29 protein-coding genes are annotated in these 26,878 nt (G+C 68.5%); 13 read left to right on the plus strand and 16 right to left on the minus strand.

Annotation, left to right across the window (positions count from 1 at the left end):
- Window positions 1–2: 2 nt before the first annotated feature.
- Window positions 3–551 carry a TetR/AcrR family transcriptional regulator gene (locus tag ACTJJ4_RS10035; protein ID WP_440943166.1) on the minus strand — a complete coding sequence of 183 codons (549 nt, stop codon included), beginning with the start codon at window positions 549–551 and terminating at the stop codon, window positions 3–5.
- A 95-nt stretch (window positions 552–646) separates the two neighbouring features.
- Between ACTJJ4_RS10035 and ACTJJ4_RS10040 the strand changes: the two genes are divergently transcribed.
- On the plus strand, window positions 647–1,642 hold the full coding sequence (locus tag ACTJJ4_RS10040; protein WP_440943167.1) for an SDR family NAD(P)-dependent oxidoreductase: 996 nt from the start codon (window positions 647–649) through the stop codon (window positions 1,640–1,642).
- Between the two features lie 50 nt (window positions 1,643–1,692).
- On the opposite strand, the gene ACTJJ4_RS10045 is transcribed toward ACTJJ4_RS10040, so the two are convergent.
- From ACTJJ4_RS10045 to ACTJJ4_RS10105, 13 genes are all read right to left on the minus strand, one after another.
- Window positions 1,693–2,127, minus strand: coding sequence for a hypothetical protein (locus ACTJJ4_RS10045; protein WP_440943168.1), 435 nt, complete (start codon window positions 2,125–2,127; stop codon window positions 1,693–1,695).
- A gap of 255 nt (window positions 2,128–2,382) precedes the next feature.
- A complete protein-coding gene (locus tag ACTJJ4_RS10050) occupies window positions 2,383–3,372 on the minus strand; it encodes a hypothetical protein (protein ID WP_440943169.1) in 990 nt (329 codons plus the stop codon).
- A 75-nt stretch (window positions 3,373–3,447) separates the two neighbouring features.
- Window positions 3,448–4,926, minus strand: coding sequence for a mannitol dehydrogenase family protein (locus ACTJJ4_RS10055; RefSeq protein ID WP_440943170.1), 1,479 nt, complete (start codon window positions 4,924–4,926; stop codon window positions 3,448–3,450).
- A 31-nt stretch (window positions 4,927–4,957) separates the two neighbouring features.
- Window positions 4,958–5,284: a DUF6385 domain-containing protein gene (locus ACTJJ4_RS10060; protein WP_440943171.1), complete on the minus strand. Its 327-nt coding sequence runs from the start codon at window positions 5,282–5,284 to the stop codon at window positions 4,958–4,960.
- 11 nt (window positions 5,285–5,295) lie between these two features.
- Complete coding sequence (locus ACTJJ4_RS10065) at window positions 5,296–6,636, minus strand: FAD-dependent oxidoreductase (protein ID WP_440943172.1); 1,341 nt, start codon at window positions 6,634–6,636, stop codon at window positions 5,296–5,298.
- Entirely contained in the window at window positions 6,633–7,562 is a 930-nt protein-coding gene (locus ACTJJ4_RS10070) for a DUF6772 family protein (protein WP_440943173.1), read from the minus strand. Before ACTJJ4_RS10070 ends, ACTJJ4_RS10065 begins: the two co-directional genes overlap by 4 nt.
- 72 nt (window positions 7,563–7,634) lie before the next feature.
- A complete protein-coding gene (locus ACTJJ4_RS10075; RefSeq protein ID WP_440943174.1) occupies window positions 7,635–9,218 on the minus strand; it encodes an ABC transporter substrate-binding protein in 1,584 nt (527 codons plus the stop codon).
- A gap of 58 nt (window positions 9,219–9,276) precedes the next feature.
- Entirely contained in the window at window positions 9,277–10,059 is a 783-nt protein-coding gene (locus ACTJJ4_RS10080; protein WP_440943175.1) for an endonuclease/exonuclease/phosphatase family protein, read from the minus strand.
- Window positions 10,056–10,715: a histidine phosphatase family protein gene (locus tag ACTJJ4_RS10085; RefSeq protein ID WP_440943176.1), complete on the minus strand. Its 660-nt coding sequence runs from the start codon at window positions 10,713–10,715 to the stop codon at window positions 10,056–10,058. The genes ACTJJ4_RS10080 and ACTJJ4_RS10085 overlap by 4 nt, the downstream gene beginning before the upstream one ends.
- On the minus strand, window positions 10,712–11,536 hold the full coding sequence (locus tag ACTJJ4_RS10090) for an ABC transporter ATP-binding protein (protein ID WP_440943177.1): 825 nt from the start codon (window positions 11,534–11,536) through the stop codon (window positions 10,712–10,714). The genes ACTJJ4_RS10085 and ACTJJ4_RS10090 overlap by 4 nt, the downstream gene beginning before the upstream one ends.
- Window positions 11,529–12,569: an ABC transporter ATP-binding protein gene (locus ACTJJ4_RS10095; protein WP_440943178.1), complete on the minus strand. Its 1,041-nt coding sequence runs from the start codon at window positions 12,567–12,569 to the stop codon at window positions 11,529–11,531. The genes ACTJJ4_RS10090 and ACTJJ4_RS10095 overlap by 8 nt, the downstream gene beginning before the upstream one ends.
- Entirely contained in the window at window positions 12,569–13,459 is an 891-nt protein-coding gene (locus ACTJJ4_RS10100; RefSeq protein ID WP_440943179.1) for an ABC transporter permease, read from the minus strand. The genes ACTJJ4_RS10095 and ACTJJ4_RS10100 overlap by 1 nt, the downstream gene beginning before the upstream one ends.
- Window positions 13,456–14,379 carry an ABC transporter permease gene (locus tag ACTJJ4_RS10105; protein ID WP_440943180.1) on the minus strand — a complete coding sequence of 308 codons (924 nt, stop codon included), beginning with the start codon at window positions 14,377–14,379 and terminating at the stop codon, window positions 13,456–13,458. Before ACTJJ4_RS10105 ends, ACTJJ4_RS10100 begins: the two co-directional genes overlap by 4 nt.
- 276 nt (window positions 14,380–14,655) lie before the next feature.
- Here ACTJJ4_RS10105 and ACTJJ4_RS10110 point away from each other — a divergent pair, with 276 nt between their 5' ends.
- The 4 genes from ACTJJ4_RS10110 to ACTJJ4_RS10125 are packed head-to-tail and all read left to right on the plus strand — an operon-like array spanning window position 14,656 to window position 18,061.
- Complete coding sequence (locus ACTJJ4_RS10110; RefSeq protein ID WP_440943181.1) at window positions 14,656–15,621, plus strand: DUF6772 family protein; 966 nt, start codon at window positions 14,656–14,658, stop codon at window positions 15,619–15,621.
- Between the two features lie 8 nt (window positions 15,622–15,629).
- Window positions 15,630–15,965 carry a hypothetical protein gene (locus ACTJJ4_RS10115; RefSeq protein WP_440943182.1) on the plus strand — a complete coding sequence of 112 codons (336 nt, stop codon included), beginning with the start codon at window positions 15,630–15,632 and terminating at the stop codon, window positions 15,963–15,965.
- A 13-nt stretch (window positions 15,966–15,978) separates the two neighbouring features.
- On the plus strand, window positions 15,979–17,034 hold the full coding sequence (locus ACTJJ4_RS10120) for a LacI family DNA-binding transcriptional regulator (RefSeq protein WP_440943183.1): 1,056 nt from the start codon (window positions 15,979–15,981) through the stop codon (window positions 17,032–17,034).
- Window positions 17,035–17,047: 13 nt separating this feature from the next.
- On the plus strand, window positions 17,048–18,061 hold the full coding sequence (locus tag ACTJJ4_RS10125) for an NAD(P)-dependent alcohol dehydrogenase (RefSeq protein WP_440943184.1): 1,014 nt from the start codon (window positions 17,048–17,050) through the stop codon (window positions 18,059–18,061).
- A gap of 17 nt (window positions 18,062–18,078) precedes the next feature.
- Here ACTJJ4_RS10125 and ACTJJ4_RS10130 read toward each other — a convergent pair whose 3' ends face one another.
- On the minus strand, window positions 18,079–19,017 hold the full coding sequence (locus ACTJJ4_RS10130; protein ID WP_440943185.1) for a sugar-binding domain-containing protein: 939 nt from the start codon (window positions 19,015–19,017) through the stop codon (window positions 18,079–18,081).
- 151 nt (window positions 19,018–19,168) lie between these two features.
- Between ACTJJ4_RS10130 and ACTJJ4_RS10135 the strand changes: the two genes are divergently transcribed.
- The 8 genes from ACTJJ4_RS10135 to ACTJJ4_RS10170 all read left to right on the plus strand — a co-directional run bounded on the left by ACTJJ4_RS10135 (window position 19,169) and on the right by ACTJJ4_RS10170 (window position 25,706).
- A complete protein-coding gene (locus ACTJJ4_RS10135) occupies window positions 19,169–20,578 on the plus strand; it encodes an FAD-dependent oxidoreductase (protein ID WP_440943186.1) in 1,410 nt (469 codons plus the stop codon).
- Window positions 20,575–21,090, plus strand: coding sequence for a histidine phosphatase family protein (locus tag ACTJJ4_RS10140; RefSeq protein ID WP_440943187.1), 516 nt, complete (start codon window positions 20,575–20,577; stop codon window positions 21,088–21,090). The genes ACTJJ4_RS10135 and ACTJJ4_RS10140 overlap by 4 nt, the downstream gene beginning before the upstream one ends.
- A complete protein-coding gene (locus ACTJJ4_RS10145) occupies window positions 21,087–22,181 on the plus strand; it encodes a glycerophosphodiester phosphodiesterase (protein WP_440943188.1) in 1,095 nt (364 codons plus the stop codon). The genes ACTJJ4_RS10140 and ACTJJ4_RS10145 overlap by 4 nt, the downstream gene beginning before the upstream one ends.
- A 118-nt stretch (window positions 22,182–22,299) precedes the next feature.
- Window positions 22,300–24,627 carry a phosphoribosylformylglycinamidine synthase subunit PurL gene (purL, locus tag ACTJJ4_RS10150; RefSeq protein ID WP_440943189.1) on the plus strand — a complete coding sequence of 776 codons (2,328 nt, stop codon included), beginning with the start codon at window positions 22,300–22,302 and terminating at the stop codon, window positions 24,625–24,627.
- A gap of 8 nt (window positions 24,628–24,635) precedes the next feature.
- Complete coding sequence (locus tag ACTJJ4_RS10155; protein WP_440943190.1) at window positions 24,636–24,773, plus strand: hypothetical protein; 138 nt, start codon at window positions 24,636–24,638, stop codon at window positions 24,771–24,773.
- Window positions 24,774–24,780: 7 nt separating this feature from the next.
- Window positions 24,781–25,017 (plus strand): hypothetical protein, encoded by a 237-nt coding sequence (locus ACTJJ4_RS10160; RefSeq protein WP_440943191.1) that lies wholly within the window; start codon window positions 24,781–24,783, stop codon window positions 25,015–25,017.
- A 74-nt stretch (window positions 25,018–25,091) separates the two neighbouring features.
- On the plus strand, window positions 25,092–25,412 hold the full coding sequence (locus tag ACTJJ4_RS10165) for a cupin domain-containing protein (protein WP_440943192.1): 321 nt from the start codon (window positions 25,092–25,094) through the stop codon (window positions 25,410–25,412).
- Between the two features lie 96 nt (window positions 25,413–25,508).
- Complete coding sequence (locus tag ACTJJ4_RS10170; protein WP_440943193.1) at window positions 25,509–25,706, plus strand: hypothetical protein; 198 nt, start codon at window positions 25,509–25,511, stop codon at window positions 25,704–25,706.
- Between the two features lie 91 nt (window positions 25,707–25,797).
- Here the strand turns inward: ACTJJ4_RS10170 and gnd are convergent, their stop codons facing one another.
- The gene (gene gnd / locus ACTJJ4_RS10175) at window positions 25,798–26,853 is read right to left on the minus strand and encodes a phosphogluconate dehydrogenase (NAD(+)-dependent, decarboxylating) (protein WP_440943194.1); all 1,056 of its coding nucleotides are present in this window, start codon (window positions 26,851–26,853) and stop codon (window positions 25,798–25,800) included.
- Between the last annotated feature and the right edge of the window lie 25 nt (window positions 26,854–26,878).

Here is a 26,878-nt window from a genome sequence, read left to right on the forward strand (position 1 = left end):
CCTCAGGCTCCGATCCCCCGCAGGATCACATCGACAATTCCGTCGACCTTCCCGGCGTCCATCGGCCCGCCCACCAGCGCCGAGTACGACCCGATCGCGATCAGCTGATCGGCCACCACCGCGGCATCCACTTCCGGGCGCACGTCCCCGGCATCCACCGCCTGTGCCAGCCGCACCGCAGTCCACTCGCGAATGGGCGCCGCCAGGCGCGCGTTGAGCTTCAGGCCGAGCTCGGCGTCCGTCGCAGTCACCTCGATCAGGGCGCGCGCGATTGCGACGGTATCCGGACTCTGCGCGGACAGCACCGCGCGCAAGTCGGCGCGCAGATCATCCGTGACCGGCAACTCGAACGCGGGCAACTCCCCCTCCAGCAGCGACTCGCCCAGGATCGCGGCCTTGGACGGCCACCAGCGGTAGATCGTCTGCTTCGAGACCCCGGCCTCGGCCGCAAGGCCTTCGATCGTGACGGCCGCGTAGCCGTCCGCGGCGAGAGCGCGCAGCATCGACGCCAGCACGGCCTGGCGGGCTTTCTCACTGCGGGGACGAGGCACGGGATCAGCGTATCGGGCGTAGAGTGAAATAACTGGACGTAGCGTTGCGTTATCGCTTCGACGGGCTCAGCGACCCAATCAACAGAGGAGACACCATGGCACTGACCGCGCACTCCACCATCGGCGAGTGGATGAACGACGCCACCGGCGGGCCGCTGATCCGCGGCCTTTTCGAGCAGACCGGCGCCGACCCCGAGCTCCTCACCCCCGTGCTCGGCCTCCCCCTGCAGCAGCTCGTCGCGATGAGCCAGGGCGCACTGCCCCAGTCGGTCGTCGACGACCTCGTCCGCACGGCGAACGGCGGCGAGATCCCCGAAGACACCGAACCCACCGGCTGGGTCGAGAACATCACCTCCGGTCGCTTCACCGGCAAGACCGTCATCGTGACGGGCGCGGCATCCGGGATCGGCCGTGCCACGGCATCCCGCATCGCCCGCGAGGGCGGGCGGGTGATCGCCGCGGACATCTCCGCCGACAAGCTCGACGCCCTCAAGGACGAGTTCCCCGGCATCGTCACCGTCGCCGGCGACCTCACCCAGCAGGACGCGATCGACGCCGTCGTCGCCGCCGCGGGCGATCGCATCGACGGGCTGGCGAACGTCGCCGGCATCAACGACGACTTCTCGCCCGCCGGCGAGACCACGGATGCCGTCTGGGACCGCGTCATCGCGATCAACCTCACCGCGCCCTTCAAGCTCATGCGCGCGGTACTGCCGATCATGGAGGCCAGAGGTTTCGGCGCCATCCTCAACGTCTCCAGCGAGGCCGGCCTGCGCGGCAACGCCTCGGGCAACGCCTACACGGCGAGCAAGCACGGCATCATCGGCGTCACCCGCTCGGCCGCCGTCATGTACGGGCCGAAGGGCATCCGCGTGAACTCGGTCGCCCCGGGCGGCGTCGCCACCGGCATCCCGATGCCGCCGCACATGTCCGAGTACGGCTCCGCCCGCCTCGCCCCGTTCCAGCAGGCGATCCCGACCGTTGCGACCGCCGAGCACCTCGCAGCGTCCATCACCTTCCTGCTCAGCGACGACGCCGTGAACATCAACGGCGCGATCCTCGCTTCCGACGGCGGGTGGTCGGTGCAGTAAGCACTGGCCATGGGGCGGAAGTGCGGATGCCCCGCGCTTCCGCCCCCCGCTCACGCCACGTCCGCGGCATCCCCTCCCGCATCGATCGCGCGGCGGCTGCTGGCCTGCTCGATCCCCTTCAGCGCCTTGTCGTCGGCACTCCGGTGCAGCGCCTTGCGATACGCCTTGCGGATCTCGGTGGCGACGAACTCGGTGAGGTAGCCCCACGGATCCTCGGTGACCATCAGCCAGGTGCGCTCGGCGCCCCAGGTGTTGTCCTCGAGCACCTCCAGCACGATCGCGGCGACACCGCGGGGATCGAGTGTGGCCCCGACCTCCGCGAGCACGCGGGCGCGGATATCGGGCACGATGCGGCGCTGCGCCTGCGCCAGGAAGCGATCGCGCTCATCCTGATCCACATCGACGCCGCGGTCGAAGACGCCGCCGGAGCGCAGCGAAGTGAGGAAGGTGCGGAGCTGGTCGTTGCTCCAGTCGATTTCGGGCATGGCAGAGACTCCTGTCGTGAGTGAACGATGACAAGAAGGCGGGCCGCTGGGCGGCCCCGCAGTCACGACTGCAGGTCTTCTTGCCTCGGTAGCTCTCGACGGACGGATGCTGCGCACGCAGGCGTCCGCGCACTCCGACCAGCGCCCTGACGGGCGGCGCTGCGAGTGCGGACGGCGGACATGAGATCGACCGTACAACCAAGATGAGACATCGATCAAGAGCAGGCCGTCGCCGCCGTGGACGGGTTGCTCACCTCATCCGATCTCCCCCGCTCCGGCGCCCGCGTCTCCGGGTGCGACCGGAGGGCTCACGGGACTCCTCCCCACCAGCATCCGCAACGCCGTCCCGACCACGCCGATCACCAACGCGATCACGACGGGCGCGACGCCGGCGTTCAGCGCCGGCACGAAGTACTGTGCGATCGCACGCGGGATCTCCTGCGGATCGTTCTGGATCGCCCGGATGCCGACCGTGTACGAGACCGCGATGATCGCGGCCGGCACGACCCACAGGGCGGCCAGCCCGATCGCCCACACGACCAGGCGACCCCACGGGCGCACCCCGCACCACACCAGTGCGAGACCGACGATCACCGCCGGCAGCCACCGCAGCACCATCGCCAGCCACATCGGATAGCCGTCGATCGACACGAACACGACCAGCGGCCCGCCGATCCAGTTCGTCACCAAAGGAGCGGCGAGCATCACGGCGAGCGCACCGAACGCGGGCGACCTCCGCGTCGCGAACAGCAGCCCCAGCTGAGCGAACAGCACCCCGACGACGACCACCAGAACCAGCCCGAGCAGGTAGAGCAGCTGGGTGCCGTCCATGAGCATCGCGCCGACCGCCTGCTCCGAGCCGCCGCCGATCCCCAGCCGTCCGAGCAGCGCGATGAAGCTCTGCACCGCCGTCGCCAGTTGCGCCAGCAGCACGCCCCACGCTGCGGGCCAGACCGCCACGGGACGTCTGCGGCGCAGCATCCGCACGATCAGCCCCGCGACCACGCCGCCCAGCACGAGCGTCGCGAACAGCGGGAACACATGGTCTAGGTCGAGGGGAAGGAACGCGAACGGACCACGGCCGGTCAGTCGCTCGGCATCCCACCGGGTGGGCACCTGCAGTCGTCCGCCGGTCAGCCACCAGGGCGCCATCACGACCAGCGTCGCGCCCACCCCGGCCAGGAACGCCGGCCAGCGCCGCGGCCGTGTCGCCGTGACGTACGGATTCCGCCTGTCGGATGCCATGAGGCGAGTGTCCCAGAGGATGCCGGGACGCGCGACCGGCTCGCAGGGTCGGCTGATCTCAGTTGGTGCTGGACGTCAGCCGGTGACGATCCTCCGAAGCGCCTCCCGGGCACCGAGTTCACGGATCATTCCGACCGCCTCGATGTAAGCATCGACGAATCGTGTGCTGTCGGCGAGATCACCGAACAATTCCCGCTCCTCAAGAAGAGTCCCCGGTTCCGATCGGTCGCGAACGGCGGCCGCCATGACCCGAGCTCTCAGCCGATCCACGACGTCAATCGGTTCACCGTGCTCATCGACTCCCTCGGCGTAGCGCGCCCAGCTCGCGACCACGGCCGCGCACAGACGAATCTCGCCGCCGCTGCCCAGCTGCTCCCGGATGACGGGCACGAGCCAGGTGGGGATCCGATCGGTCGTGTCAGCACAGAGACGCGCCAGCGTATCGCGGACATCCGGGTTCACGTAGCGATCCAGGAGCGACGCCTTGTAGGCGTCCAAGTCGATTCCTGGGACGGGCAGGAGCGTCGGCGTCGCCTCCCGGTCCATGTACTCGATGAGCAGTTTGCGGATGATGGGGTCGGCCACCGCCTGGTGCGCGTAGACATACCCGAACAGATGGCCGAAATAGGCCATCGCCTGATGCGTGCAGTTCAACAGGCGCAGCTTCATCAGCTCGTAGGGGATGACGTCGTCGACCAGCTGAACACCCACCTCTCCGAATTCCGGCCGTCCCGCTGGGAAGTGGTCCTCAAGAACCCATTGCTCCCAGGGCTCGGCCACTACCGGCCAGGCATCCACCACCCCGAAGCGCGTCCTCAGCTCGTCGATATCGTGCTGCGCGGTCACCGGAGTGATGCGGTCCACCATGGAACTCGGAAAGGCCACGTTCTCGTGCATCCAGCTCGCCAGCTCCGCGTCGCGCAGCGCTGCGAAGGTCGTGAAGGCGAGCTTCGCGACCCCACCGTTGCTGGGGATGTTGTCGCACGACATGACCGTGAACGGTTCCACGCCGCGTTCCCGCCGAAGCCGCAGCGCCTCGACGACCAGCCCGAACACCGTGTGCGGACGACCGGGATCCGCAAGATCCCCGGCAATCCCCGGAGCCTGTGCATCGAACTCGCCGGTCGAGCGCAGAACGTTGTACCCGCCCTCGGTGATGGTCATCGACACGATCCGGATCGCGGGATCCGCAAGGCGCTCCACGGCACCGGCCGGATCATCGGGGGCATACACGTAGTCGACGATCGAGCCGATCGCCCGCGCCTGACGGTGGCCGCCCGCGCTCTTGAGCATGAGCGTGTACAGGCCGTCCTGCGCTGCCAGCACGTCCCGCATCCGCACATCGTGCTCGAGCAACCCGACACCGCAGATGCCCCACTCCCGTGCATCGCCGGCGTTCAGCAGACGGTCAACGTACATCGCCTGGTGGGCGCGGTGGAAGCCGCCCACCCCGATGTGCGCGATCCCGGCGCGCACCTCGGACCGCGCGTACGACGGCCGTCCGACCTCCGCCTCCAACGACGGCAGAGCCTGCTCGCCGAGAACCACGTCCATGATCCGCACCTTCCTCCCGCACTCGCGGGTCTCAGCCCTTGCCGTTCACATGGATCAGGATCCTGGCGGTCGCTTCGGGCGAAGCCCCCGCGACGGTGACCCGAACCCAGTTGCCGAATCGCGTGAGCGGAAGCTCGGCGATCGAGGCGTCCGCCGTCAGCGTGACGATCTCGCCGCGACGGATCCAGTTGATCCCGTCCGGCGAGATCTCCGTGGCGAGCTCCAACGACGGATGCTCCCCCTCCACTTGGACGAAGACGACCACCTCGCTCGCCCAACCGGCCTCGTACGGCTGGCTGGCGTAGCCGCCGTCGATGATGATCCTGCGTGCCAGGACGGACGTGTTGTTCTGCTGCATCCTGCTCCCTCTCAGTCCTTGCCCGCGAGCGCCGCGACGTTGTCGAAGTCGACGATCGCATCCGCCTCGATCAGCGTCCGCCGAAGCATCTCGAAGTCCATGTCCGACATCGACAGCCCGTGCTGCACGGCGAGCGCCGCGGCGGAACCGGCCCCCTGTCCCATCGCCATGCACGTCGCCATCACGCGCACCGACCCGAAGCCCGGCCCATCGGCGCACAGGCACCGGCCTGCGGTGACAAGGTTCTCGCTGCCCTGCGGCACCAGGCTGCGGAACGGCACGTTGTACGGCCGGCGCAGGATCACGAAGTCGTTCTGGTCGATGCTGTCGGTGTGATGGACATCGATCGTGTGCGCCCCCTTCGCGACAGTGTCGGGGAACGCCTTCGGATGCAGGATGTCGTCCTTCACGAGCTCGTACAGGCCCACGATGTGGTGCGTCTCGCGCACCCCGGTCTGGATGCCCGACTTCGCCAGCCACGCGTCGCGGAACTCCGGGAACTCCCGCCGCAGCACCTCGATGAGCGCGTGCATCTTCTCGCGCAGATTGGTCTCGGTGCGCGAGAACCACTCCGGATCGCTCGCGTCTGTGGGCTCGCGCAGCACGTTGATGCTCACCAGCCCGTCATGGAAGAAGCTGTTGATCCACGGGCCGCCGAACAGCGGCACCTCGCCCGCCTCGTGCAGCTCGGCCAGTCGGGCGCGGATCGACTCCGAAACCGGCAGGATGCCGTCGACCGCGTCGCCGAACACGTACTGAAGGGCATCCGTGTCGACGCCCCCGAGCTGGAACCACAGCGTCGCCGGCTGCAGCACGTCGCCCTTGGTCGTGGGCAGGCCGGCGGCACGCACCACGTCGGCATCGCCCGTGCAGTCCACCACGGCCTCGCACGCGTAGGCCACCCGCCCGGCCTTGTTCTGCACGATCACATGGCTGATGCGGCCGTCGGCGGCGACCACGTCGGCGAACCAGGTGTGCAGCAGCAGCGTGACACCGGCATCCAGCAGCATCCGCTGCGCCGCGAGCTTGAAGATCTCGTCGTTGACGGGCCAGTTGCCGCTGTCCCGCTCCAACTCGGCGCCGCCGAGCTCGGCCGCCAGGCGCATGAGTTCGAGGGGGATGCCGCCGATGTGCTGCCGCCCGTCGACGCGGAACTCGCTGATCGGGGTGACCAGGGCGCTCGTCGCCATCCCACCCACGAACCCGTACCTCTCGATCAGCAGGGTGCGCGCACCGCTCCGCGCGGCCGCCACGGCGGCGATCACCCCCGCGGGTCCGCCGCCGGCGACGATCACGTCAAAGGATCCGACCACCGGCGTCTCGCGCGCCGGCTCCATGATGGACGAGGTCATTCGCACGAGTACACCACCGAGTCCAGGAACAGGCTCACCGAGCGATCGGTGTCGGTCTCGACGAAGAACACCGGGTTGATGAGGTCCCTGATCGACTTGTACCCCGGCACGAGCGTGGGCTCGAGGTCGCGCATGTCGAAGACCTGGTCCATCGACTGCAGCTCCACGTAGCGGCGGTGGCGCACGTCCACCGTGAGCCGGAAGTAGAGCCAGTTGATCTTGTCGGGGCTCTCGTTGAACAGCAGCTCCTGCTCACCGCCGGGGAGCCACTGGTACCCGTCGGCCGAGCCGTCCTCGAACCGCCGCCCGTACCACTGGTTGTCCACTCCGGGCATGCACCAGCCGTCCTCGACCCCGAAGTTCCAGTCGCTCGGGGTGACCCCGTCGGCGACCCGGTAGTACTGCCAGCGCCGCACCGGCCTGCCGCCGAGCGCGTTCACGTACCGCACACCGGGCATGTACCGGTACTCGGCGTCCTGCACGTCGAAGAAGAACCCGATAGCGCGGATGTCGTCCTCGCCGATGCCCACTCGATCCTGCGTGGGCGTGTACGAGTACCAGGCCTCGATCTGGATCAGTTCCGGGTCGCCGAAGCGCGACAGCCGTTTGATCGCGTGGCCCATGCTGCCCGGCCACGGGGGTTCGGTGTGCGGACCCCCGGTCGGTGCCGTCGTGAGCTTGAGGGAGTACGTGCCCTCCATCGACCCGTGCGACGAGGCGAAGCGCATGGCCGCCGAGCTGAGCTGGGTGGCCGGCCAGCTGGTCAGGTCCACGACCGAGTCGAACGACTCGTAGTCGTCGTAGACGAAGTTGGGGGTGAGATCCATCCAGCCGTTGTAGCCGGTGTCGAAGTCGTCATAGGTGATGACGCGGGCCAGCGGATTGAACCTCTCCAGGCCGCGGTCGTAGCTGAGGAATTTCTTCATGATCCTGATCCTTGGATGCCGCTGCCCACGGATACGGCGGGGATGGCGCACTGCATCCCCGCCGCATCACGATCACTTCGTGAGGTACACCTCGCGGAAGTCGATGAACTCGTTGGCGGGGATCTTCAGCCCCTTCACCTTCGAGGACATCGCGACGTTCACGTTGATCTCGAACAGCGGGATCGCCGGGGTGTCCGCCCGCATGATGTCGATCGCCTTCTGGTACAGCTTCAGGCGCTCGTCGGGGTCGGTGCTCACCTGAGCCTGCTTGGTGGTCGCATCCAGCTCCTCGTTGCAGTACCCGAGGCGCGCGGCCGTGCAGTTGTACAGACGGTAGATCGTGTAGTCGGCGTCGCCCGTGATGGTCTGGTTGGGCTGCACGTCCATGTCCCAGGCGTGCGTGCCGTCGTCGTTGACCGTGCTGAACGTGCTCAGCCACGTCGCCGCGTCGAGTGACTTCGGCTCGACCGTGATGCCGACCTCGGCCCAGGCCGAGATGAACGCCTGCATCATGTTGGCGAAGCCGGCGCCGTTCGCGGTGCTGTAGATCGCGTCGACCGTGAAGCCGTCCTTGTAGCCCGCCTCGGCCAGCAGCTCCTTGGCGTGCTTCGGGTCGTACTCGACCATGCCGTCCTTCGGCTCGACGCAGCCGAAGGCCGCGACGGGGCAGTACGACTTCATGACGGCCGCTGTGTCGCCGAACAACGACTCCTGGATCGTCTTCAGGTCGAGCGCGGCCCACATGGCCTCGCGCACGCGCTGGTCCTTGAGGTACTCGTTCTTGTTGTCGAACCACAGGAAGTAGTAGTTCAGGCTGTTCTGCTGGGTGAAGGTCACGTCGCTCATGCTCTTGACCTGTTCGACCTGGTCGTGCGGCACGTCGCCGATGACCTGGGCCTCACCGTTGGAGAGCGCGGTGATCTTGCCGTTGACGTCGGTGACCTGCTTCATGGTCAGCGTCTTCAGCTTGGCCTTCTCGCCCCAGTACTTCTCGTTGCGCTCGAAGGCGAAGTGGTCGTTGGCCACGTAGTCCTTGATCACGAACGGACCCGTGCCGATCGGCTTGGCCCAGTAGTCGTTGTCGGCCTGAGCGGTCAGGTCGGCGTGCGAGTACTTCGCCTGGCCGATGTAGACCAGCGAGAGCACGCCGAGCAGGGTGCCTGTGGGGCCGGACGTCTTGATCGTGACCTTGTGGTCGCCGTCGGCGGTCACCTCCACGATCGGGGCGAGCACGGTCTTCAGCGGTCCCTGCTGAGCGATGTAGCGCTCGATCGAGCCCTTGACGTCGGCCGCGGTCAGCGGCGTGCCGTCGCTGAAGGTGACGTCGTCGCGCAGCTCGAACGTCAGGGTGGTGTCATCCACCCACTCCCACGACTTCGCCAGCTTCGGCTGGGGCTTGCCGTCCTTGTCGAGGCTGATCAGAGCCTCCATGGTCTGCGAGATCGCCATCTGGACGCCGATCTCCAGCGGGTACTGCGAGATGTCCGTGCCGGACCAGCCGTAGGACGGGATGTAGGTGAGGTTCTGCTGCGCGTCGGGAAGCGGTTCGCTGGAACCGGCGGCATCGCCTGTCCCTGCGGAGCATCCTGTGAGCAGAAGAGCGGCGGTGGCTGCGACAGCGGCGACCGAGCGCAACCTCGCGCGAAGCGATGTCATTGCAATCTCCTTTGATGTGGTGGTGCGGGATTCTGGTGCGGTCTCACCCGCCCCGATGTCACTGGGGCAGGGTGAATGCGGATGCGACCGGGTAGTGATCGCTGGGGGAGATCCCCCGATGGAAGAACTCGACGACCTCGGCGCTGCGCGGGCGCACAGGACCTCGGAAGAAGATGTAGTCGATCGTCTTGTGCGGGCTCGCGATCGGCGACTTGGGCGTCGCGACCACATCGCGGAACGGGTTGGGGACGACCGGGTGCGTCGGCGGGGCCTGCCTGTTCAGCGCGCTGAACGAGTCGATGTACCCCGCGTTGCCGATCACCCAGATGGCCGTCGCGATCGCGTTCGTGTCTGAGGCGAAGAACACCGGCTCGTCAGGAAGCGCGAGCCGTGCCAGCTCCTCCGTCACCCGGTGGGCCTGCGGCGTGCGCTGGTTCACCCCGGTCTCCACTTCGACGGCGTTGCCCGAGTACGACAGGTGCGCGGTGGTCCACAGGATCGTGCGCTCCTCGCCCACCACACGCAGCCGCACCCAGAACAGGCGGGCGTTCGCGTCGTGGATGCCGACATCCTCGGCGCCGTGCTCGACCTCGCTGAACAGCTCGCTGTTCCACCACAGGTTGCTCTGCGACTCCCAGCCGGCGAAGTCGTCGTGCACCCGCTCGTGGCCCGGCATCGCGGCATCCAGGATCTCGCGCGACCATGCGCGCGTCTCCTGCGTGGCCAGCAGGTCGGGGGCGCGGCGCTCGTACAGCGCACGCATCGCCTCCACCCGCCCCTCGGCGTGATGATCGCCCCACAGGTTGTGGCTCTGTGCGATGAAGGTCAGCGGCGCGGTCACGAGATCTCCCTCTGGTCGGCCGGGCGGCCCGGCGCGATGTCATGGTTGTAGCGCACGACCTCGCGGCGCCCGTCTCTGAGGCGGAAGGTCGTGACGGAGCAGTTGTCGGGTGCGCCGAAGGCCATGTGGCCGGGCGCGGGGACCGCGAGCATGTGCGCGGTCGCTAGTCGGATCGGGTTGCCGCTGGTGAACACGACGCCGACCCGGTCCCCGTCCTGCGCCTCGAGCTCGGCGACGACGCGTTCGATCGCCGCGGCCACGCGTTCGCGGGTCTCGCCGAACGTCTCACCGCCCCCACGGCGCAGGTCCTCACCTGCTGCGACGGCGGCGACGATCTCGGGATGCCGCTGCTCAGCCTCCTCCATCGTCATGCCCGCCCAGTCGCCGACGCTCATCTCGCGCAGCGCGGGGTCGTAGACGACCTGTGCGCCGACCCGGTCGGCGTACTGCTGCGCGGTGTCGCGCACACGGGGCAGATCACTCGAGACCACGACGTCGGGACGCGTCACCTGCCGGGCGAAGTCCTCGCCGAACCGTGCCGCCTGGGCACGGCCGTCGGCGGTCAGCCCCGAGTCCTGCTGCCCCTGGTAGCGCCCTTCGACGTTCCACAGCGACTCCCCGTGACGGACGAGGTGCACGACGATGCTGCGACTCACGGAGTCTCCTTCAGCCAGGGGCGCGCGACGGGGACGGCCGACAGCAGCGCCTGCGTGTAGGGATGTCGGGGGTCGGCGAACAGGCTCTCGGTGTCGCCCTGCTCGACGACGACGCCCTTGTTGAGCACGAGCACGCGGTCGCAGATGTGCTCGATCACCGAGAGGTCGTGCGAGATGAAGAGGTACGACAGCCCCAGATCGGCCTGCAGGTCCTCGAGCAGGTTGAGCACCTGCGCCTGCACCGACACGTCCAGAGCGCTGACCGCCTCGTCGCAGATGATCACCTTCGGGCGCAGGGCGAGCGCACGAGCGATGCCGATGCGCTGACGCTGACCGCCCGAGAACTGATGCGGGTAGCGGTCGGAGTAGTCCGGGTTCAGGCCCACGCGCTCCATGAGCTGCTTCGCCTCTTGCGTCCAGCGCTCCCGCGGCACGATGCCGGAGTGCACGCGCCACCCCTCGGCGATGAGGTCCCGCACCGTCAGGCGCGGGTTCAGCGAGGCGTACGGATCCTGGAAGACCATCTGCATGTCACGGCGCATGTCCTTCATCTGCCGCAGCGACAGCCGCGAGATGTCGTTGCCCTCGAAGCGGATCGTACCGCCGGCGGCGGGTACGAGCCCGATCACCGTGCGTGCGATCGTCGACTTGCCCGACCCGGACTCGCCGACCAGTCCCACGGTCTCGCCGGGACGGATCTCGAAGTTCACGTCGGACACGGCGACGTTCTCGCCGATCCTGCGCATCAGGATCGATGAGCGCAGCGGGTAGGAGACCTTCAGATGCTCCACGCTCAGCAGGGGTGCCGTCGTCTCAGCCATGGGTCAGCACCTCCTCGGTGCGGTGGCACGCGCCGGAGTGATCGGCGGCCCAGCCTTCGGGATGCCGCAGTGCCGGCGACTTCTCCCGGCACAGCTGCGTCGCGAACGGGCAGCGCGGGTGGAACGAGCATCCGCTGGGCAGCGCGAGCAGGTTCGGCGGGGATCCGACGATCGGGTTGAGCCGTTCGCCGGCCGCCGTGTTGCTCGGGATCGAGTTCAGCAGGCCCTGCGTGTACGGGTGGGCGGGGTTGTCGTAGACCTCGCGGATGCCACCGGCCTCGACGATCCGTCCGGCGTACATGATCGCCGCACGGTCGGCCACCTCGGCGACGACGCCGAGATCGTGGCTGATGAGGATCATGCCCATGCCGGTCTCGGCCTGCAGGTCGGCGAGCAGGTTCATGACCTGCTGCTGCACCGTGACGTCCAGTGCGGTGGTCGGCTCGTCGCCGATGAGCAGCTTGGGCTCGAGGGCGATCGCCATCGCGATCATGATGCGCTGACGCTGCCCACCGGAGAACTGGTGCGGGAAGTCGCGGATGCGGGTCTCGGCATCGGGGATGCCGACGCGCTTGAGCAGCGTGAGGGCCTTCGCCCACGCCTCTTTCTTGGGCGTGCCGCGCCGCCGCTGGAAGAGCTCCGCGATCTGGGCGCCCACACGGTGGACGGGGTTGAGCGAGCTGAGCGGGTCCTGGAAGATCATCGCGATCTCGGTGGCGCACAGCTCGCGCACCGTGCGCACGGGCGCGGCGGCGAGGTCGACCCCGCCGTAGAGGATGCGTCCGCCGACGATGGATCCGGCCGGCTGCGGCAGCAGCGCCATGATCGCCTGTGCGGTGACGGACTTGCCTGAACCCGATTCGCCCAGGATGGCGACGGTCTGGCCGGCCCGCACGTCGAAGCTCACGCCGTCGAGCGCGCGGACGACGCCGGCCGAGGTGGAGAACTCCACCTGCAGGTCCTGCACGCTCAGCAGCAGCTCATCGGGGCGGGCGACGGGGGAGGCGGCCCCGGATGCCTGGGGGATGGTCATCACGCGCTCCTCAGCTTCGGGTCGAATCGGTCGCGCAGCGCGTCGCCGAGCACGCCGGTGGCGAGCACGAGGGCTGCGAGTGCGATGCCGGGCAGGGTCGAGATCCACCAGGCGGTGCCGAGGTAGGCGGTGCCGTTGCTGATGGTGCTGCCCAGGCTCGGGATGCCCAGGGGCACGCCCACGCCGAGGAAGGACAGCGCCGCCTCGAGCAGCACGACGTGGCCGAACTCGACGGTCGCGACCACGAGGATGGGGGCGATGCATCCGGGCAGCAGGGTGCGGAAGATGATGTGCCAGTGGCTGGCGCCGAGTGTCTTCGCGGCCTCCACGTACTCCCGACTGCGCAGGGTGAGCACCTGGCTGCGCGTGACGCGGGCGAACACCACCCAGTTGGTGATGGAGATGACCACGATGACGTTCCAGAGGCTGGGGCCGAGCACCGAGGCGAGGAGGATCGCGAGCAGGATCGACGGGAAGGCCAGCTGCACGTCGGCGATGCGCATCAGCACGTTGTCGACCCAGCCGCCGAAGTGCCCGGCGATCAGGCCCAGCAGCACTCCGGCCACTCCGGCCACGAGCAGCGAGGAGATGCCGACGGTGAGCGAGACCCGCACCCCCATCATCATCTGGGCGAACAGGTCCTGACCGACCTGGTCGGTGCCGAAGACCGCGAAGGAGCCGTCAGGCAGCGTGGTTCCGGGGGCTTTCAGGCGCAGCAGGATCTCTGTGCGCATCGGGTCGAACCCGTACAGGATCGGCACGAGCACGGCGCCCACGATGAACAGCCCGATGACCACGAGGGGGATCGTGATGCGCACCGTGACACCGCGACGTGCGCGCTCGGCGCGCTGCATGGTCTGCACGGCGATGGTGGGAGGGACGGCGGTCATTTCGCGAGCCTCACTCTCGGGTCGAGGTAGCCGTAGACCAGGTCCACGAGCAGGTTCACGATCACGAAGCCGGCGGCGATGATGATCACGCAGGCCTGTACGAGGTTGTAGTCGCGGGCGAGGATCGACGAGACGAGCAGCCTGCCCACGCCGGGGAAGCTGAAGACGGTCTCGGTGACGACCGCACCGCCGAGGAGCGAGCCGAACTCGAGCCCGACCAGCGTGACCACCGGGATGAGCGCGTTGCGCGCGGCGTGGTTGAAGATCACGACCCGCTCGGCCAGGCCCTTCGCGCGCGCCGTCGTGATGTAGCCCTCGCCGACGACTTCGAGCAGACCGCTGCGGGTCATACGGGTCAGGATGGCGATGAACGGCAGTGCCACGGTGACGACGGGGAGGACCAGCGCGGCGGGACTGCCCAGACCGGTGCTCGGCAGAAGGCGCAGCATCTGCGAGAACACCAGCATGAGCACGACGCCCACCCAGAATCCGGGCAGCGCCTGGGTGAACAGGCTCGACGTGGTGATGATCCGGTCGGTGGGGCGGTTCACGCGCAGCGCCGCCAGCAGGCCGAGCGGGAAGCTGACGATCACCGCGAGCAGACACCCGAGGAAGGCGAGCAGCGCCGTGTTCGGCAGCATCTTCAGAACCAGGTCCATCGCGGGCACGCCGTACGTGTACGACGTGCCGAAGTCGCCGGTGAGGGCTCCCAGGATGTAGTCGAAGTACTGCACGATGAGCGGTTGGTCCAGGCCCATCCTCGCGCGTATCTCCGCGATCTGCTCCGGCGTCGCGTCGATTCCCGCGACGAGGACGGCCGGATCGGCCGGAACGAGCCGGACGATGAGGAAGACCACGGTGACGACGCCCCAGAGCACGAAGACGGCGAGCAGCACCCGCCGGATCGTGTAACCGAGCATTTTCACCTCCGTGGGGTCATCGCTGACCCCGAGTTCGGGTTCCCGGATCTGCGTCGAGCACCAGGAACGTTATCGCTAATGAACTTCGCGCATCTCGGCAAGATTGTCAACTCCGTCTTCCTCTCCCCTATTTTTCCGGGGCTTACCTCTGAGATCGGCAGCGCCACGCCGGTACAGAACCTCATGCTTTGACAGCGTCAAACGATAACGCTAATGTTTCGCTCACACCGCTCCGGCGCAGCTGCTGGAGTACGTCACAACCCCAAGGAGTCACAGGTGACCACCCCTGACGTCGCGAGTACCGCAGCAGATCTGCGGGAAGCGATCAGAAGCAGCGATCTGCGTCTGTCGAAGTTCAATCCGCTCTCCCGGATCCTGACCTTCGACGACTTCAACCAGGGCGCGCACGGCTGGGTCGAGCTCGGCGGCAACTACAACGGCCGCGGCGATCTCGACTCGATGGACGAGCACTTCCGCGACTTCCGCCCGCCGATGCTGTCGAATCAGAACTTCTTCGACGTCGGCACCCACGGCGGCATGACCGGGACCTACTCGCTCAAGCTGGCGACCCGCAAGGCCGCAGGACACACCGCCACAGGCATCCGCCGGCTCACCATGAGCGGCCGCGGCCTGCTGCAGATCGAGGCCTACCTCGCCTGGAAGGGCGAGGCCAACCTGGGCGGCGGCGAAGAGGCGAACACCTACGGCGACATCAGCTGGGATGCCAACTCGCACCCCACCGAGGCGCAGTTCGGCGCGTTCACCGTCGCCACCGACCTCTCGCACGACGGCATCCGCTACCACAACGTGATGCGCTTCCAGAACGCCGACGAGGACGGCCGGATCATCCAGAAGTGGATGTACCCGACGGTCGCCGAGCCCACCCCGCACGAGCGCTTCCAGGGCAAGCACGACTACGGTCGCTACGCCGACTTCACGGCGCCGAACCCCGACGACTGGACCTACCTCAGCGACGTGCGCCAGGAGGCGTGCTACAACGAGGTGCCCACCAAGGTCAACTGGCACTACCTGCGCTTCCTCATCGACACGAACACGCGCTCGAACGTCGAGCTGCAGTTCAACAACGACACGTACGACCTGCGCGACGTGCCCGTGCCGCCGTACGCGGAGAAGTACGAGTCGCTGGAGAGCCTGCTCAACTTCTACTTCTCGGTTCGCACCCTCGGACCGCACCGCAACTTCCTGTTCCTCGACTCCGTCGTCATCTCGGCAGATTGGTGAAATCGACAATGCGTCAGTCGCAGAGCGCCGTCATCGAACGCGGCGTCGATCTTGAAGGCATCCACGAGACCGAGCCGTTCGAGGTGGCTTGGGCGGGCGAGGCACGCTGGTACGTGCAGTTCCTGCGTCCCGCGCCGGGCAGCCAGGTAGAGTTCCGGGTGCAGATCTCGCCCGATGGACTCACGTGGATCGACCATGAGGGCATCGCTCCCTCGACCTCCGAGGCAGTGGGTCTGCTGTCCATCCCGGTCACCGGGTTCGGACACTGGCTCCGCCTGCGGAGCGAGCAGAAGTCGGGCGACGAGGCTCCGATGCTCCGCATCTACCTCGAGCTCAAGGAGTAATCGGAGCCTCGCTATGGTGCGCAGAACAGACGGGCCGCGTAGACGTACCCTCCAGGACGTCGCCGAAGCCCTCGGCCTCACCGCCAACACGGTCTCCCGTGCGCTCAACGACAAGCCCGGCGTGAGCCCTGCCACCAGAGCACTCATCAAAGCCGAAGCCGAGCGGATCGGGTATGTGCCCAACGTGCATGCCCGATCCCTCGTGCTCGGCTCCCGCAAGACCATCGGCGTGATCCTCACCGATCTCGCCAACCCCTTCTTCAACGACCTGATCAGCGCGGTCGAGGAACTCGCCATCACGGCGGGCTACACACTCCTGCTGCTGCTCTCGGACGAGGATCCGGAGCGGGAGCAGTATGCGGTCGAGACCGCGCTGCGCTCCGGCGTGGACGGCATCCTCGGCGTTCCCGTCCAGGGCCGTTCGAACCCGTGGGAGGCCGTGACACGGGCCGGTATTCCCCTCGTCCACATCGCCCGTGACATCCCCGGACTCGACGTGGACTTCTACTCCACCGACAACGAGACCGGACGCCGGCTCAGCGTCGAAGCCGCCATCGAACGGGGCGCGCGCGACATCGTGCTCGTCGAGGAGGACCTGCGGATCTCGACGGTCACGCACCGACTCGAGGGCTTCCATCAGGCGCTGAGCGCCCACGGCATCCCGTCGGATGCGAACCGGGTCGTGCTCGTCCCCTCCCGCCGCACCGCCCGCAACGCGTCCCTGTGGCGTGGTGAGGACGCCTACCGGGTGATCAGCGACCTGCTGGACACCGGACGGGTCCCGGATGCGTTCCTGGTCGGAAACGACTATTTCGGGCTCGGGCTCTATACGGCGCTCCGCGAACGCGGCATCCGCGTGCCCGACGACACCCTCGTGATCGGCTGGGGCGACTACCCTTTCTCCCGCTTCCTCGACCCGCCGCTTTCCACCATGCGGCTGCCGGCGGTCGAGATCGCCCGTCGCGCCACCAGACGCCTGCTCGACCTCATCGACGGGACCGCCGAGCAGGGACCCCTGACCGAGTACTTCCAACCCGAGCTGCTGCTGCGGGGATCCATGAATCGCTGAAAGGCCACAGTCCATGTCGAACAATGCCGCCGTGATGCCCGAGCTCGGGCACATCGAGATCCAGGACGTCGGCGAGCCCGCCGCCGGGCCCCGGGACGCCATCGTGCAGATCGAGGCCGTCGGAGTATGCGGCTCGGACACCGCCTATTACACGGTCGGCCGCATCGGGGACTACGTCGTCGACGGACCGATCATCCTCGGTCACGAATGCGCGGGCACGGTCATCTCGGTCGGCGACGAGGTCACCCAGGTGAAGGTCGGGGATCGTGTCGCGATCGAACCCGGCAAGCCATGCCGTGACTGCCGCGACTGCATGGCCGGGCGCTACCACCTGTGCCCCGACCTGGTCTTCTTCGCCACCCCGCCGTACGACGGCTCGCTCGTGCAGCGCATGGCGGTCGACGAGCGGCAGCTGTTCCCGATGCCCGACTCGATGACCTTCGAGCAGGGCGCCCTGTGCGAGCCGCTCTCGGTGGGGATCTGGGCCTGCAAGCGCGCGGGCCTCGAGCCCGGTGACCGCGTGCTCGTGACCGGCGCCGGCCCGGTGGGCCTGCTCGCCGCCCAGGTCGCGCGCGCCTTCGGCGCAGCATCCGTCACCGTCGCCGACATCGCCGATTTCCGCCTCGACATGGCGCGCGAGCTCGGCTTCGACACCGAGAAGGTCGGCGAGGGCACTGCCGACGACTTCGACGTGCTGCTGGAGTGCTCTGGCGCGCCGACGGCGCTCGCCGACGGACTCTGGAGGCTGCGCACCAACGGCCGCGCCGCGATGGTCGGGATGCCGAAGCAGGACGTGTCGCTCGCGCTGTCGCGCCTGAACGTCAACGAGCTCACCATCGGGCTCGTGAACCGGTACGCGCACACCTGGCCGATCGCGATCGACCTCGTCTCCAGCGGACGCGTGGACGTCGACTCCCTCGTCACCCACCGTTTCGCACTCGACGAGACCGCGGACGCGCTGATGCTCGCCAAGACCGTGCCCGACTCCGTCAAGGCGATCATCTCGCCCCAGCGCCTCTCCGCCTGAACGTATCCTGGCGGGCCTCAGGCAGGATCCCCCGCCAGGATCTCATCGGCGAGCTCCGTGCTGGTCACAATGCTCGTGATGAGTGTCCCCGCGGCGAGTGCGCGGACGGCGGCCGCCCGGCCCGGCGTCGGCACGACGGCGATCACTTCAGACACCCGGTGCAGCTCCTCGCAGGAGATGCCGAGCACGCGCTCCGTCGCGGCCGACGCGACAGGTGCGCCATCGCCGTCGACGACGATGCCGCAGACCTCGGCGACGGCCCCGGAAGCCGTCAGCTCGGCGCTCTCCTCCGCCGTGAGCGCGTCGTACAGCCCCGACGAGCCGGGCGCCCAGCCTCCGACCGAGACGGCGGCGATGTCCAGACGCGCGTATGCCGACATGGTCCAGCGCACTGCCGGATCGCTGCGCAGGTCACGAGCGGATGCTGAGGTCGGCGTGACGAACGGCGCATAGAACACGCGTGACCGCCCAGAGCTCTTCGCTGCGATGTCGCGCACGAGCTCGACCGGGCCGATGCCGGCCGCCTGCTTGGAATGCACCCCGCAGAGCTGCACAACGGTGCTCTCGCCGAGCGTCTCGATCTCCTCGCCCATCGCGATCAGTGCGAGGCTCGCCGAGATCCCCACGACGGATTCCCTGCCGGCGAGTTCCATGAGCAGGCGCGCACTCGCACGACCGACGGCGCGGCGCACAGTGTTCGGATCCCGCCCCCCGACGTCCTGAACGACGACCGCGCGGCGCAGGCCGAGCGCCCTGCGCAGTCGCTCGGACCGGTCGGGGTCGGCCGCGCTGGGCGTGATCTCGATGCGGACGGCCCCTCGCCGCTTCGCGTCCTCGAGCAGGCGAGCCACCTTGAAGCGCGAGATGCCGAACTCGGAAGCGATCTCCAGCTTCGTGGCGTCATCCAGATAATAGCGGCGCAGGATCGCCTCGATCATGGCATCGGGATCAGTCATGGTGGCCATCCTCGCACCCTCTCCTTATTGATGCTCATATGAGCGATCGGATTCTCTGCCAAGCCTTGAGGTCAGTCTGAAGAACGATGTTCACTGAGAACATCATCATCAACTCTCCGCTCATCTGAGCCAGATCCGCTAGGACAGCACCGTGACAGAGTCGTCGACCCACTTCGAACCCGCTCGCGAGATACCTGTGATCGCCGACGTCGACGTGCTCGTGGTCGGCGGAGGGCCGGCCGGCATCGGGGCCGCCGTCGGCGCGGCCCGCACGGGCGCATCAGTGTTCCTCGTCGAGGAGACCGGCGCTTTCGGCGGCATGTGGACTCAGGGACTCGTGATCACCCTCGCCGGCTACAACAGCTGGCTGAGACCCGACCGCGTGCGCGTCGTCGACGGAGTGGGCGGGGAGTGGCTGCGCCGCGCGACAGAGATCGGCGGAGCCGTCGACCACGATGGCTGGGTGCTGTCGACCGACCCGGAGAAGATGAAGCTGGTCGCCGACGAGATGCTCCACGACGCCGGCGTGGACTTCCTCCTCCACGTGCTGGCGACCTATCCGATCGTTGTCGACGGCGCCGTCACCGGCTGCATCATCGAGACGCGCGAGGGGCGCCAGGCGATCCGCGCCAGAGTCACCGTGGACGCGACCGGCAACGGCGACATCGTGGCCCGTGCGGGTGACGACTGGATCAAGGGCGAGACCCTGCAGCCCATGACACTGCCGATGTACGTCTCGAATGTCCGCACGGCATCGGGAATCGACGCCGGCGAGCCCGCACGCATACGCACCGGCCCCCTTCCGGGTCCGCTGGATCAGTACGGAATGGAGGACGCGGAGGCCGCTCGTCAGGATGTCAGCATCGACCGCGCCACGATGCGGGAGGCCAAGGCCCGCGGCGAGCTCCCCGTCTTCGGCGGCCCCTGGTTCGGTGGGCTCGAGAAGGACGTGGTGTGGGTCAACACCGTGCGCGTCATCGGCGATGCGACCGACAACCGCGACCTCACCCGGGCGGAGGTGCAGGGCCGCCGGGAGGCGTTCCAGCTGCACGGCTATCTCCGCGACAATGTGGCGGGGTTCGAGGAGTCCCGGCTGCAGCAGACGGCGCCGACGATCGGGATCCGCGAGACCCGCCGACTCGTGGGCGTGACGACTCTGACCGGCGACGACGTGCGCGCCGCCGTGCGCCCCGACGACTCCATCGCCCTCGGCGCCTGGCCGATCGATGTGCACCCCGTCGACGGCTTCGCCGGGTCGCATGTGATGTACGTGCCGGAGCCCTTCGGCATCCCGTACAGCGCACTCGTCCCCGCGACGACGGACGGGCTCCTCGCGGCGGGCCGCTGCATCTCCGCCGATCGCGAAGCGCTCGGCTCCGTGCGGGTCGGAGCCACGTGCACCGCGACCGGACATGCGGCGGGAGCCGCAGCCGCCCTCGCGGCCCGCTCGGGCATCCGCCCCCGGAGTCTCGACGTCGCCGCGTTGCAGGCCGTTCTCCGCGAGCAGCACGCACTGCTGTCCGCCGACGAGCTGGAAACCTCTCCGAGCCTGCCGGGATGATCGGCGACACGCTCCCCCGTCGGCTCGCACTCGTGCGGCGCTGTGCGGCCGATGAGCTCGGACTGCAGCATCGGCCGGGGTCGTACGGCGCGGGTCTGAGCGATGCGGGCAGACGGCAGGCGCTCACCGCCACCGGGCGTCTCGCCCGCAGCAGATGGTCCTGGCTGGCCACCTCGCCGAGCGAACCCGCTGTCGCCACCGCGCGCGTGATCGCGGTCGAGTTCCCGCACGCTCCGCTCATCGAGCATCCCGCACTCGCCGAGCACGTCGATGAGGACCCCGCACCGAACCTGCGCGCGCGAGGCGTCGACGCGATCCTGCGCCTGCTGCACGAGAACCATGGTGATGGAATCGTGGTCTCGCACGGTCACCTGCTGAGCGCCGTCATCGCCGATCTCTGCGGTATCGAGCCGCCCGGATTGATGGAAGGCGCTGTGGTGGTGCTGCGACACCGATCGGATGGGTGGGAGATCTCGCATGGATCCGCACTCGGGCTGGTCGTGATGGCGTGAGCGTCTCGACCGGCGGCGCCTCCAGGCGCTTCATCGCACATCGCGGGGTGCACCTGGGCGGCACCATCGCCGGGGAGAACTCGCTCGAGGCGGTGCGCCTGGCCCGTCGTGCGGGCTTCGCCTGCGTCGAGACGGACATCCGACTGACCGCGGATGGCGTGCCCGTCGTGATGCACGACGAGACCCTCGATCGGACGGCGACCGATGGCTGCGGCGATGACCTGGCGTCGCCGGTGCACGTCGCAGAGGTGTCGTTCGCACAACTGCGCGACGGGTTCCGGCTGAAGGCCCGTGATGCCCTGAACAGGACACCCGTACCCACCCTCGAGGAGTACCTGCGCGAATGCGCCGCGAACGGCCTGCTGCCGTTCATCGAGATCAAACTCCACGACGAGCCGCCCGCCTTCTACCGGCGCGTGCTCGCCATGGCGGACGACATCCTCGGACACGGCGGCTACGTCATCACCTCCAACGGGGAGGCCAACCGCATCATCCGCTGGATGGGCCGGGATGACGTGCCGCTCATGGACATCCGCCACCAGGCGGTCGACTTCGGCGACGTCGCCTCCCTCGGTGACGTCACCGTGGCGATCAGCACAGCGCGTTACACGCGCGAAGAGCACGCCGACCATGTCGCACAGGCCCGCGCGGCGGGCCTTCCGACCGAGGCGCACGCCGACGACATCGACGCACTCGCCATCGCCACCGCACACGGCGTCGACCTCATCTCGACGGATGTGCTGGCTCCCGACGTCGCCAGCGGCACTCGCATCGCGTTGCTCGCACAGGACCCCGATGCATTCGTTCACGGCGGGCGCTGGGCCGAAGGCGAGCTGCAGCTCCCCGCCGGTGCGGCCCTCACGCTCGCCTCGCCGACTCCCCGACCCGGCTTCGGAGGACTGTTCCTCCGAATGGAGTTCGACGGCGAGGCCATGGTCACCCTGGGACGGCAGCGCTTCCACCTCGCAGAGCAGCAGCCGCGCCGGATCCGCCACCAGGTGCTCCTCGACGCAGAGCCGGCGTCGTTCACGATCACCGCTTCGAACCGCTGTCGCATCCGGGGCCTCGAGGTGACCGTGGCGGAATACTGAGCATCGAGCACCGCCGCCCGCAGGCGCCCCGGTCGATCGGCCCGCCCCAGGCGGACACGCCTTCGGTCCGCCAAGTAGACTTGGCCGTGCCCCGCCTTCCTCTTCTTCAGGAGCCCGCGTGTCCGCCGAAGCGCCCCAGACCACTCACGTCCCCGACTCCGTCGAGAACGCCATCGCGACCCCCGAGAAGGAGCAGCCGTACGCGGCGCTCGGCCTCAAGGACGACGAGTACGCCCGCATCAAGGAGATCCTGGGCCGCCGCCCCACCTCGGGCGAGCTGGCGATGTACTCCGTGATGTGGTCGGAGCACTGCTCCTACAAGTCGTCCAAGAACTACCTGCGCCGCTTCGGCCAGAAGGTCTCCGACGAGATGAAGCAGCGTCTCATGGTCGGCATGGGGCAGAACGCCGGCGTCGTCGACGTGGGCGAGGGCTGGGCGGTCACCTTCAAGGCCGAGTCGCACAACCACCCCTCCTTCATCGAGCCCTTCCAGGGCGCGGCCACCGGCATCGGCGGCATCGTCCGCGACATCATCTCGATGGGCGCCCGCCCCGTCGCGGTCATGGATGCCCTGCGCTTCGGCGCCATCGACCACCCCGACACCCCGCGCGTCGTGCACGGCGTGACCGCCGGCATCAGCTTCTACGGCAACTGCCTGGGCCTGCCGAACATCGGCGGCGAGACGGTCTTCGACGCCGTCTACCAGGCCAACCCGCTCGTCAACGCGCTCGCCGTCGGCGTGCTCCGCCACGAGGACCTCAAGCTCGCCAACGCCACCGGCGTCGGCAACCTGGTCGTGCTGTTCGGCGCCCGCACGGGCGGCGACGGCATCGGCGGCGCCAGCATCCTGGCATCCGACTCCTTCGACGACGGCGGCCCCACCAAGCGTCCCGCAGTGCAGGTCGGCGACCCGTTCGCCGAGAAGGTGCTCATCGAGTGCTGCCTGGAGCTGTACAAGGGCGAGCTGGTCGAGGCCATCCAGGACCTCGGCGCCGCCGGCATCTCGTGCGCCACCAGCGAGCTGGCCGCCAACGGCAACTCCGGCATGCGCGTCTCGCTGGACGCCGTGCTGCTGCGCGACCCCACCCTGACCGCTGAGGAGATCCTCATGTCGGAGTCGCAGGAGCGGATGATGGCGATCGTCGCCCCCGAGAAGCTCGAGGCCTTCATGGCCGTCGTGCACAAGTGGGAGGTCGAGACCAGCGTGCTCGGCGAGGTCACCGGCGACGGACGCCTCGTCATCGACTGGCAGGGCGAGCGCATCGTGGACGTCGACCCGTCGACCGTCGCGGTCGACGGCCCGGTCTACGACCGTCCGGTCGCCTACCCGACGTGGATCGATGCGCTGCAGGCGGATGCCGCGGAGCTGCTGCCCCGTTCGGATGACCCCGCCACGCTGCGCGAGCAGTTCTTCAAGATCCTCGGCTCGCCGAACCTGGCCGACACCAGCTGGATCACCAACCAGTACGACTACTACGTCGGCGGCAACACGGCCCTCGCCTTCCCCGACGACGCCGGCATGATGCGCGTCGACGAGGAGTCCGGCCTGGGCTTCGCGATCGCCACCGACGCCAACGGACGCTACTGCCAGCTCGACCCCTACGCGGGTGCGCAGCTGGCCCTCGCCGAGGCGTACCGCAACGTCGCCGTCACCGGCGCGAACCCCACGGCCATCACCGACTGCCTGAACTTCGGCTCCCCCGAGAACCCCGAGGTCATGTGGCAGTTCGGGCAGACCGTCGACGGTCTGGCCGACGGATGCTACGAGCTGGGCACCCCCGTGACCGGCGGCAACGTCTCTTTCTACAACCAGACCGGCGACGTGCCGATCCACCCCACCCCGCTCGTGGGCGTGATGGGCATCATCGAGGACGTCTCCCGCCGCATCCCGTCGGGCTGGCAGGACGAGGGGCAGAACATCTACCTCCTCGGCACCACCTCGACCGAGCTGTCCGGCTCCGCCTGGGCCGATGTCGTGCACGACCACCTCGGCGGCCTGCCGCCGAAGGTCGACCTGGCGCGCGAGAGGGACCTCGCAGGTCTCATCTCCGCCGCCCGCGACGAGTGGCTGATCTCCTCCGCGCACGACCTGTCCGAGGGCGGCCTGGGCCAGGCCCTCGCCGAGGGCGTCATGCGCTTCGGTCTGGGCGCCCGCGTCTGGCTGACCGAGCTCATGGAGCGCGACGGGGTGGATGCAGCATCCGCTCTGTTCTCCGAGTCGACCGGCCGCGTGATCGTGACCGTGCCGCGCGAGGACGACGTGAAGTTCCGCGGGCTGTGCGAGGGTCGCGGTTACCCCGTGCTGCGCATCGGCGTGACCGACTCCGAGCCGACCCTCGAGGTGCAGGACGTGTTCACCGCGACCGTCGCCGAGCTGCGCGAGGCCTCGAAGGCGACCCTGCCGGCCGTCTTCGGTCCGACGGTCACCGAGCCAGCGGCGGTGTGACGGGCACGATGAACCGCACCGACGAGGACTACGGCGATCTCGGCGAGCGCCGCAACCGCCGCATCCGCCTGGTCGCCTGGGTGACCATCGTCGCGCTCATCGTCGGCGGTGGCGGGGCGACCGCCGTCACCCTGCTGTTCGGCTGAGACCGCGATGACCCGACGCAAGCGACCGTACAAGAGCACGGCGATCGTGCTCTGGGCGCTCGGCGTGATGCTGACGCTGCCCGCGGTGCTGCCGCTGCTGTCGGGCACGCCCGGCGCGAAGAGCTTCGCACCCATCGGCATCTCGATCGGCGTGCTCGTGCTCATCGCCGGGACGCTGCTGTTCTTCACCGGCCCGAAGGTGCCGCTGGAGGACCCGCGCAACCGCCCCGTCGACGACGACTAGGCGGTCGGTCCGGCCGCGGATGCCGTTCACCTTCGGCCCCGGAGGGCGTAGCCTCAGCCGGGAACGGAGGCACCATGACCATCCAGATCGCCGACGTCGCCCGCGATGAGAACCTCGAGGGCTATCTGATCGGCTCGCCCGTCAGCATCATCCGCGAGTACGCCGCCGCGGCGGGCAGTGGCCCGCGCCTGCATCGGCACCCGTACGCCGAGACCTTCATCATCCATCAAGGGAGCGCCCTGTTCACGGTCGGCGAGGAGCGGCTCGTCGCCGTGGGCGGGCAGATCCTGGTGCTCCCCGCCCTCGTGTCGCACCGGTTCGAGGTGCTCGACGGCGGCTACGAGGCCACGCACGTGCACGCGAACGAGCGCTTCATCACCGAGTGGCTGGAATAGTCCGCCCCGCCGGCCGACCCGACCTTGTCAACCCTCTCGTCCAGCCCCGCGGGAGCTCGGAAGCTGGCCTCCACCGATCACGGACTGGAGGCCAGCATGAGCGACAGCACACCGAACGAGGAATCACCGAACGAGGACACGCTGAACGACGCGCCGCTGAACGAGGATCCCCTGGAGAACAGGCTGGACAAGGGTTCGGGCGATCCGAACGACGACCGCGACTTCCTCATGGACCAGCCGCCGGTGCAGGTGAAGCCGCAGGAGGAGCGGGACGACGAGGACGCCTCGGCCTGAGCGCGCCCAACCTCACTGATCCCGCGGACGCAGGAGGGCCCGGCATCCGTTCGACGGATGCCGGGCCCTCGCGTCTCTGCGCAGGCCGCGCTCAGCCGACCTCGGACTTGCGTCCGCCGGCCTCGAGCGAGTCGCCCGCGGGCAGCTCCTTGTGACCGCCGAACTGCAGGCGCATGGCGGAGAGCACCTGGTTGGCGAACTGGTCCTCGTCGCGCGAGGCGAAGCGCTCGAACAGGGATGCCGCGAGCACCGGCACGGGCACGCCCACATCGACCGCGGCCTTGACCGTCCAGCGGCCCTCACCCGAGTCGGAGACGCGGCCGGCGAGCCCGTCGAGCGTGGGGTTCTCGTTCAGCGCGGTCGCGGTCAGGTCCAGCAGCCAGGACGAGATCACCGAACCGCGGCGCCACAGCTCGGTGACCTTCGCGGTGTCGATCGGGAACTGGTAGTACTCCGGCTCCTCCAGCGGGGCGATCTCGGCCGAGTGCTCGGCCTCGCGCACACCGGCATCCGCGTTCTTCAGGATGTTCAGGCCCTCGGCGATCGACGCCATGATGCCGTACTCGATGCCGTTGTGCACCATCTTCACGAAGTGACCGGCACCCGAGGGGCCGCAGTGCAGGTAGCCCTGCTCCTCGGGGGTGAGCTCGCCGGTGCGGCCCGGGGTGCGCTCGATCTCGCCGACGCCCGGCGCGATGGTCTTCAGCAGCGGCTCGATGTGGTTCACCGCGGCATCCGACCCGCCGACCATCAGGCAGTATCCGCGCTCAAGGCCGAACACGCCGCCGCTGGTGCCGGCGTCGACGTACTCGATGCCCTTCTCGCGCAGCGCCTTGGCGCGACGCACGTCGTCGCGGTAGTTCGAGTTGCCGCCGTCGATCAGGATGTCGCCGGGCTCGAGCACCTCGGCGATCTGGTCGACGACCTTTCCGGTCAGCGAAGCGGGAACCATCATCCACACGACGCGCGGGGTCTGCAGCTTGGCTGCGAAGTCCTTCAGATCGGATGCCCCGGTCGCACCCTCCGCGGCGAGCGCCGCCACGGCATCCTGATTCACGTCGTAGGCCACGCATTCGTGGCCGTCCTTCATCAGTCGGCGCACGATGTTCGCGCCCATCCGGCCGAGTCCGATCATTCCCAGCTGCATGTCTTCTCCTCGCGTCGTTCCAGCC

It is taken from the genome of Microbacterium sp. 22195, from assembly GCF_052056515.1.
In the GTDB taxonomy this organism is placed as follows: Bacteria; Actinomycetota; Actinomycetes; order Actinomycetales; family Microbacteriaceae; genus Microbacterium.